Genomic DNA, 7,229 nt, shown 5'->3' on the forward strand with positions numbered 1-7,229 from the left:
GGAGCGGAGCGGACGTCCGTCGTACGGCGAACCTGATTTCCGACAGGCTGTGCCGAAGCGCCGACCGCCGCGAGGACGAACAGAGCAGCGCCAGAAAGAAGTGCGCGCATAGGATCTCGAAAGGACGGGCGTGTGGAAAGCGCCGTTCGTATGAACGAACAGCTAAGCAGTTCGGTTCATCTCGGCTGTGAACTCCGCCCAGTCACCAAGGATCCTGACCATGAGACAGCCATGTGCCGTCCTGGTAGGATCGACTCTCGTGGGCATGCTAAGATCATGATGGATAGATCCTACGAAGAGGTCTCCGAATGCCCTACGCTAAAACAGCGTTCGGCTAACGCTGGCGCTCAGCGCGGCCTGCCTTGCCCCCTTAGCAAGGGCGCCTTCGAGCTTTCTGAGGCCGGCATCGGCCTGACCTCGTGCGCACATAGGCTGACAGGGCAAGGCGCAACCCGACCCGATCAGCCTCTGACACAAATTATTTTCGACCGCTGACCAGCAAGGCCATTTCGACTTTCGTATTCTGCCTCGATCATCAGCGCTCCATATACCGGAGCCATTTCGATGCCCCTCGCGACCACCACCGGTACCCCTGTCGTCAAGACCGAGCCGCTCTCGAAGTACGAAATCGATCGCAACGAGCGCCATGCTACTTCGCAGGCCGGATCCAATGCGAAGCGCAAAGCCAAGAACGCCCCGCGTCGGGACGACATGGCGCGGGCCGCCTACTACGCCCTAATGATGTACTACGAGGAGGCAGGGACGGCTGCGGACAAGGCCTCGTTCAAGCGGCCTTTCGTCAACATCCTGGTCAAAGCCGGGTTTCCGCGTGAGGTATGCTCCGATCTGTTTGAGAGCCATGTCGGCAGTCTGCTCGACGATTTTGACGGCTGGCTGAAGCAGCGTTGGTACGCCGAGAGACAGCGCTTGAAGGACGGTCGCGGCGACTACGTGCCGTTGGACCGGAGCGATCCAAACGGCGCACGAGTTGGCTCGAAGGCTCTGACTACGGTCTTGGAGCCGTCGGCCATCCAATCAGCTGCTGAACAGGAGTAACGGGGGAGTACGGGGGTAAGGTGTCAGCAGCTGATCAAGAAATGCGTTACCTCTCGGCATCGGTCCAGGGCCAGTTTGCCCACACGATGTCGCTACCTACCAAATCCAAGATGCAACCCTTTATAAGCTGCTCGCTGCGATGCAACGAACTAGGTTTGCGATGCGAGAAGGCGATGGGGTTGCAGGTAGGCTGTCTTTCTTGGACGTTTCCTCCTTAGACTCCGGGCCGCCCCTTAGGGGGTGGCCTTTCTTCGTGGGGCAGCGGCGTGCCTATCTCAGCTCGGCCGAGTGGCCCATATCGCTGCTGCGGACCGTTGCCTCTCGCTCTGCGGTCGTGTCCCAGGCGGTGGTGTAGCTGAGGGGTGGTCATCGGCGGTTGCCGGGTAGGGTCGGGTTGCGACGACCAACCCCGAACCCGAGAGACCCCCGATGACCGACGAGATCATGGCCCTGCGCGGGCTGATGGAGAAGAGTGCCGACGCCGATCTGCTGCGCGAGATGATCGGTTTTGCAGCCGAGCGACTGATGGAGCTGGAGGTGGGCGGCCTGACCGGCGCGGCCCACGGCGCGAAGAGCGCCGAGCGGCTGGTCCAGCGCAACGGCTACCGTGACCGGGACTGGCAGACGCGCGCCGGCACAGTCGAACTGCGCATCCCGAAGCTGCGCAAAAGCTCGTACTTCCCCGGCTTCCTGGAGCCGCGCCGGATGGCGGAGAAAGCGCTGACGGCGGTGATCCAGGAGGCCTACATCCAGGGCATCTCGACCCGCTCGGTGGATGATCTGGTCCAGGCCATGGGCGGCACGGGCGTGTCGAAGAGCCAGGTCTCGCGCCTATGCCAGGAGATCGACGATCGGGTCGGCGCATTCCTCGACCGCCCCATCGAGGGCGAGTGGCCGTACCTCTGGATCGACGCGACCTACGTGAAGGTGCGCCAGGACGGACGCATCGTCTCGGTCGCCGTCATCGTGGCGGTCGGCGTGAACACCGACGGCCGCCGCGAAGTCCTCGGCATGGATGTCGGCCCGTCGGAAGCCGAGACGTTCTGGACGGACTTCCTGCGCAAGCTCGCCCGGCGCGGCCTGCGCGGGGTCAAGCTCGTCATCTCGGACGCTCACGAGGGCATCAAGGCCTCGGTGGCCAAGGTGATGAACGCCACCTGGCAGCGTTGTCGGGTGCACTTCATGAGGAATGTGCTCGCCCATGCCGGCCGCAGCGGGCGGCGCGTCGTCTCGGCCTTCATCGCCACCGCCTTCGCCCAGGATGATGCCGAGGCGGCCCGTCAGCAATGGCGGCGGGTGGCCGACCAACTCCGCCCCAAGGTGCCCAAGCTCGCCGCCCTGATGGACACGGCCGAGCCCGACGTGCTGGCCTACATGGGCTTCCCGGCCGCCCACCGGGTCAAGCTGCACTCGACCAATCCGTTGGAGCGCCTGAACGGCGAGATCAAGCGCCGGACCGAGGTGGTCGGCATCTTCCCCAACGAGGCTGCCATCACACGTCTCGTCGGCGCGATCCTGCTCGAACAAAACGACGAATGGGCCGTCCAGCGGTCGCGCTACATGACCCTGGAAAGCATCGCCCCGATCGGCGATGATCCCCTCGTCAGCCTGCCCACTCTGGCAGCCTGATCGTCCCGGCCCAAGCCGGTGATCGTGGTGGTCCTCACCAACCTACACCACGCCCAGGGACACGACCCGCTCTGCTCGCAACGCTTCTACCTCAGCCTTTAACTTCCCGACGCGGGCGTGTAGCTCGCCGGCATCCACAGCGGTCTCAACGAGAAGTTCCTGAGCTTCAGTCATCGCGGCGCGCAGCTCGGCGTTCTCGGACGCAAGCGCCAGGATGAGCGCGGTCGTATCGTCGCTCATGCTTCGGCAACCTATCTGGTGCATTCTGATCCATGCTGCATCGGCAGTCAGCAGGTCCTCCCGATCGGCTGCGGCGGCCCTGCTTTCCCCCCTTTGCAGGGCCGCCTCCCACTTCCCGATCGGCCCGTTGGGTGCATACTCCCCACCAACGTCAGCGTGACCTCGTGCACAGGGCAGATCAGCGGCAGTTCCGAACGCCTAAGCCAACGGCCGACTATCAGGCGTGCTGGAAATCGGCCGGCACCTTGCCGCCGTTCTCCGCGAGTTTCTGGACCACCTGCTTGTGTAGCCATACGTTCATCGTGGCGGAGTCATCCTTGTCACCAGTGTAGTGCAACTCGTCGGCAAGCTGCTTGCGAGCGGTCAGGCTGCTGTCGAGGTCGAGCAGCTTCATCAGGTCCACGATCGATTGCTTGTAGTTGAGGTTCTCGCCCTTTTTGGCCGCCATGTCGCTCAGCACCTGGCCGACATCGACGTTCGATTGCGTGGTGTTGGACGAGCCCGTGGCAACAGGTGAAGGCGCGCCTGCCATCGAAGGTGCAGAGGCGCCGCTGGAAGACGAGCCGGCGCCACTCGCGCCCATCGAGGCCGCGGAAACGTTCGGAGTTTCGGACGCATGGGGAGCTGCAGCTTGCGCACTCGCGCTACCACCGAAAATCTTCGACATGATCGAACCGAAAATGCTCATTCCATCCTCCATCGCGTGAACCCAAGAGCGGGGTCAAAGCGCTCGGTAACGGCGGGGTGATCGCCAGCGTTCCTCTCGATTTTTAAGGGGCATCAGTGCTGATGAAGCGCGACGACACCCATCCGCGCTGACAGGGACCGACGTATTCCCGGGTTACCGGGAGCACGGCCGTGGTGCGACAGCTAGGCAGATCGGAGCCGTAGACGATACCGGACCATCCTCCAAGACGCTCGCAAACCAAGACGGGTTCGGCCTCGCGGAGGCGGTCGATCTCCTTGAAGGGCTCGTTGTCGCCGGGGCCGTTTCGGACAGCGATGGTTTGATCGCCCTGGTCGGCCCGACCCATCAGCCGCCCCTGTGTTGAACAAGCGTCTTTACCGATCTCTCCTGGGATGACGATCGGAACGGCAAGTGGTGCCTCCTCGGCCCGCGCAAAGCCTGGAAGGGCCAGGGCAGCGAGGAGAAGCAGCGCGCGCATGAGATGAGCCTTAAAGCAGGCCATAAGCCGGCGCTGGCGGTTCCTGTTCCACACTGCGCCGACTCTCACACGACGACCCGGCACGAAGCATCACAGGCACCGCATAGGGAACTAGCCCGCACCAGCCTGTCGTCGTGTGTCCTCTATGTCGGGCAGCTTGTTGGCGTACCGAGCAATCGACGCCACAACCAACACATTGTCCTACCCGCCATTGAACCGAGTATCAGCATATGTTCCGATCAGCCGAACGCCCAGACCGTTTCCCTCTGTGAGGTCGGTGGTCACACCAGCCTTTCTCAGAGCACGCTCTATCGCATCGAGCGTCGCGTGATGAGGATCGCGGGCGCCGCGCTCAAAATCTACGAGGGTACGCAGGCCAATCCGCGCAGCAGTAGCTAGCTGCTCCCGACTCCAATCGAGCAAGGCTCGCGCCGCGCGACATTGCGCTGGAGTAATCATAGACGTGAATAGGTCGCACTTTTCGTGCGCAGCAAAGTTGACATTTGTTGAGCGAAACCACACTATCGGTGTGCATTTAGCCACTTCCGTGCACACGCGCAACGTCGATCATCACGCCTATCCGTTTACGAGTTCACCTACGGATCGAAGCTGCCGGACTCAGGATCCACGTAAGTGCGGTCCTGCACCGCTTTGGTCACATCATATAGAGGCTAAGGAAGTGCCTAAGGCGCTGCAGCTACCTCGACTGCCTGAGAACGGATACCAGCCGGCCTTCGCGCCGCGCGGCTTGTCCCGCATCGAGTCCGCGCGCCATGTCGGCGTTTCGCCGAGCCTCTTCGATGAGATGGTGCGAGACGGTCGGATGCCGCAGCCAAAGCAGATCAACGCCCGTGTGCTCTGGGATCGGGTGAAGCTTGAGGCTTTCTTCGAGGCGCTTCCCGAGCGACAGAGTGCTAACGCTGAGGCGGATGGCGATACCTTTGCGGATTGGCAATGAGCCGGATCCAACTGCCCTATATCGATCACTTCAAAGATCGTCACGGCACGGTGCGGTACTACTTCCGACGCCCCGGCGGAAAGCGGTCCCCACTGCCCGGTCCGCCGGGGTCGGAGGCCTTCATGGAGGCCTATCGCATCGCCGAGGCCGACAAAGCTGTTCCGGCCGCACGCAAGGAGCGAGGCGAGCCGGGGACCTTCGACCGGCTGCTCGCCAGCTACTTCGAGAGCGTCGATTTCCAGGCGCTCAAGGCCCCGACGAAGCGGGCCTATCGTTTGGCGATGGAGCGCTTGATCCGCCTGGAGACCCTGGGACATCGCAGTGTTGCGGATCTCCGCCGAGAACACGTGAAGCGGATCACCGCCAAGCGCGTCGACCGCCCTTCGGCCGCGAACGACGCGCTGAAGAAGCTCCGCATCCTGATCAAGTTCGCGATCGACCTGGGCTGGCGCCGCGACGACCCGACCTTGCACATCAAGAAGCTGAAGGAGGGTGAGCACCATACCTGGACGGATGAAGAGATCGCCGGCTTCGAGGCGCGGTGGCCGCTCGCATCCCAGCAGCGGACAGCCTTTGCGCTCCTGCTCTACACCGGCCAGCGGGTGTCGGACGTCGCCCGGATGTCGTGGCGCGACGTGAACGCGGCCGGGCAGGAAATCTCGGTCACCCAGGAGAAGACCGGGACCAAGCTCTGACTTACCCTTCACGCTGACCTGTTGGTCGCGCTGTCGCACTGGCCGATCGCCCACCTCGCGATCCTGACGACCGCCTACGACAAACCGTTCACGGCCAAGGGGCTCGGCAACAAGATGGCCGATGCAATCGCCGCGGCCGGCCTTCCAGAGGTTTGCGTCACCCACGGCCTCCGGAAGGCTGCAGCTCGTCGGCTCGCTGAAGCCGGTTGTACGGCCCATGAGATCGCCTCGGTGACGGGTCACCGGTCCCTGGCGGAGGTTGAGCGGTACACGAAACAGGCGAACCAACGCCGACTTTCGCAGGCCGCAAACACGAAGCTCAGCGCGCGTGCGGTTCCAACCCGCATCGAAAGGGTTGGAAAATCAGACGAGATTTCTGAATGAAATCAATGCCCAGCGGCATGTAGTGGAGGCCTCGCCCGGAATCGAACCGGGGTGCAAGGATTTGCAGTCCTCTGCGTAACCACTCCGCCACGAGGCCTCGTCGCTCCGGCGCGGCCGTCGAAACGGGGCGCCCGCAAGATCCCGTGCCGGGCGGCCGGCGCGGGGTGAGGGGTCTCTAGCAGACGAGGCGGGCGCTGAGCAACGGGCGCGAGGCCGTATCTCCGCAGGATCGTCGGGCATTCGCGCTTTCGAAGGACCGCCGGCCGTCGAAAGCCGCCGAGCCCTCAGGCCTGCCACACCCGCGGGAGCGCCACGCCCCGGTAGCGGACGAGCAGGCGGGCGGCGACGGCGCGCAGCGGCCCGAGATCGGTGGCGAGGAGGCGGATCGCGAGGTGGCCGTTCCAGGCGCTCGCGCCGGCCTCGACCCCCGAGCCGGCGTTCGCGCCGCATTCCGCCAGCAGGCCCCGGGCCTCGTCCAGGCGCGCCTCCGCCCCGGGGGAGAGGTCGAGCACCGTCGCGTAGGCCCTGGCGCCGCCGCCGATCGCGGGCCGCGCGAGGCGGGCAGCGATCGGCCCGTCGAGGCGCAGGCTGTCGGCGTAGACGAGGCGGCAGCCCCGCCGGATGCGCCAGACGTCCTCGAACAGCCCCGCCTCCACCCGCTCGCCGCGGGCGGCCCGGCCGAAGGCCACGGCCTCGAACACCAGGAGCCCGGCATCGGGGGCGAGATCGGCCTCGAAGCGCCGCCGCAGGCGGGCGCGGTCGAACACGATCGTCTCCTGCGGCAGCCAGGCCAGCCGGGCCCCCGGGCCGAGGGCGACGCGGTTCGCGATTTGGCTCACCGGCCCGTCCGAGCGGTAGATCTTCTCCGCCGCGGTCGTGGTGAGGACGAGGCCGGCCCCGGCCTCGAGCGCGAGCGAGACCGCGAAGTCGTCGCCGCAGGCGATCCCGCCGGCGGTGTTGACCAGGATCGCCTCCGCGGCGCCCCCATGCGCGCGCGGGAAGCGCAGGCGCGAGGGGCCGGATTCGGCGAGGTCCGCGATCCGCGTCGCCGTGCCGGCGCCGTCGGCGGCGACGCGCAGCATCACCCGGCCGACCGAGCGC

At 65.0% G+C, this 7,229-nt stretch carries 8 protein-coding genes, 1 tRNA gene and 1 pseudogene; 4 read left to right on the plus strand and 6 right to left on the minus strand.

Annotated features, from left to right (window positions below):
- Positions 1 to 564 precede the first annotated feature (564 nt).
- Both FV223_RS16015 and FV223_RS16020 read left to right on the plus strand, forming a co-directional pair.
- Positions 565 to 1,056, plus strand: coding sequence for a hypothetical protein (locus FV223_RS16015; protein WP_147727969.1), 492 nt, complete (start codon positions 565 to 567; stop codon positions 1,054 to 1,056).
- Between the two features lie 429 nt (positions 1,057 to 1,485).
- Positions 1,486 to 2,685 (plus strand): IS256 family transposase, encoded by a 1,200-nt coding sequence (locus tag FV223_RS16020; protein WP_147727970.1) that lies wholly within the window; start codon positions 1,486 to 1,488, stop codon positions 2,683 to 2,685.
- 42 nt (positions 2,686 to 2,727) lie between these two features.
- Here FV223_RS16020 and FV223_RS16025 read toward each other — a convergent pair whose 3' ends face one another.
- From FV223_RS16025 to FV223_RS16040, 4 genes are all read right to left on the minus strand, one after another.
- Positions 2,728 to 2,925 carry a hypothetical protein gene (locus FV223_RS16025; RefSeq protein ID WP_147727971.1) on the minus strand — a complete coding sequence of 66 codons (198 nt, stop codon included), beginning with the start codon at positions 2,923 to 2,925 and terminating at the stop codon, positions 2,728 to 2,730.
- A 217-nt stretch (positions 2,926 to 3,142) separates the two neighbouring features.
- On the minus strand, positions 3,143 to 3,613 hold the full coding sequence (locus tag FV223_RS16030; protein WP_147727972.1) for a DUF3597 domain-containing protein: 471 nt from the start codon (positions 3,611 to 3,613) through the stop codon (positions 3,143 to 3,145).
- 82 nt (positions 3,614 to 3,695) lie between these two features.
- Entirely contained in the window at positions 3,696 to 4,091 is a 396-nt protein-coding gene (locus tag FV223_RS16035) for an integron (RefSeq protein ID WP_147727973.1), read from the minus strand.
- Positions 4,092 to 4,292: 201 nt separating this feature from the next.
- Positions 4,293 to 4,550 carry a helix-turn-helix transcriptional regulator gene (locus tag FV223_RS16040; protein ID WP_147727976.1) on the minus strand — a complete coding sequence of 86 codons (258 nt, stop codon included), beginning with the start codon at positions 4,548 to 4,550 and terminating at the stop codon, positions 4,293 to 4,295.
- A gap of 220 nt (positions 4,551 to 4,770) precedes the next feature.
- Here FV223_RS16040 and FV223_RS16045 point away from each other — a divergent pair, with 220 nt between their 5' ends.
- Both FV223_RS16045 and FV223_RS32585 read left to right on the plus strand, forming a co-directional pair.
- Complete coding sequence (locus FV223_RS16045; RefSeq protein ID WP_246689698.1) at positions 4,771 to 5,049, plus strand: hypothetical protein; 279 nt, start codon at positions 4,771 to 4,773, stop codon at positions 5,047 to 5,049.
- A gap of 281 nt (positions 5,050 to 5,330) precedes the next feature.
- Positions 5,331 to 6,128: pseudogene (locus FV223_RS32585) on the plus strand (tyrosine-type recombinase/integrase).
- A 23-nt stretch (positions 6,129 to 6,151) separates the two neighbouring features.
- Here the strand turns inward: FV223_RS32585 and FV223_RS16060 are convergent.
- Together FV223_RS16060 and FV223_RS16065 are read right to left on the minus strand one after the other, a co-directional pair.
- A tRNA-Cys gene (locus FV223_RS16060) sits at positions 6,152 to 6,225 on the minus strand.
- A gap of 187 nt (positions 6,226 to 6,412) precedes the next feature.
- On the minus strand, positions 6,413 to 7,229 hold an 817-nt coding region (locus FV223_RS16065; protein WP_246689699.1), incomplete at its 5' end, for an urease accessory protein UreD.

The sequence above is a fragment of the Methylobacterium sp. WL116 genome (assembly GCF_008039455.1).
Lineage (GTDB): Bacteria > Pseudomonadota > Alphaproteobacteria > Rhizobiales > Beijerinckiaceae > Methylobacterium.

Coding starts and splice junctions, on each gene's coding strand:
- FV223_RS16030 (WP_147727972.1), bottom strand. CDS start 3,613: ATGAGCATTTTCGGTTCGATCATGTCGAAGATTTTCGGTGGTAGCGCG.
- FV223_RS16025 (WP_147727971.1), bottom strand. CDS start 2,925: ATGAGCGACGATACGACCGCGCTCATCCTGGCGCTTGCGTCCGAGAAC.
- FV223_RS16040 (WP_147727976.1), bottom strand. CDS start 4,550: ATGATTACTCCAGCGCAATGTCGCGCGGCGCGAGCCTTGCTCGATTGG.
- FV223_RS16020 (WP_147727970.1), top strand. CDS start 1,486: ATGACCGACGAGATCATGGCCCTGCGCGGGCTGATGGAGAAGAGTGCC.
- FV223_RS16015 (WP_147727969.1), top strand. CDS start 565: ATGCCCCTCGCGACCACCACCGGTACCCCTGTCGTCAAGACCGAGCCG.
- FV223_RS16035 (WP_147727973.1), bottom strand. CDS start 4,091: ATGCGCGCGCTGCTTCTCCTCGCTGCCCTGGCCCTTCCAGGCTTTGCG.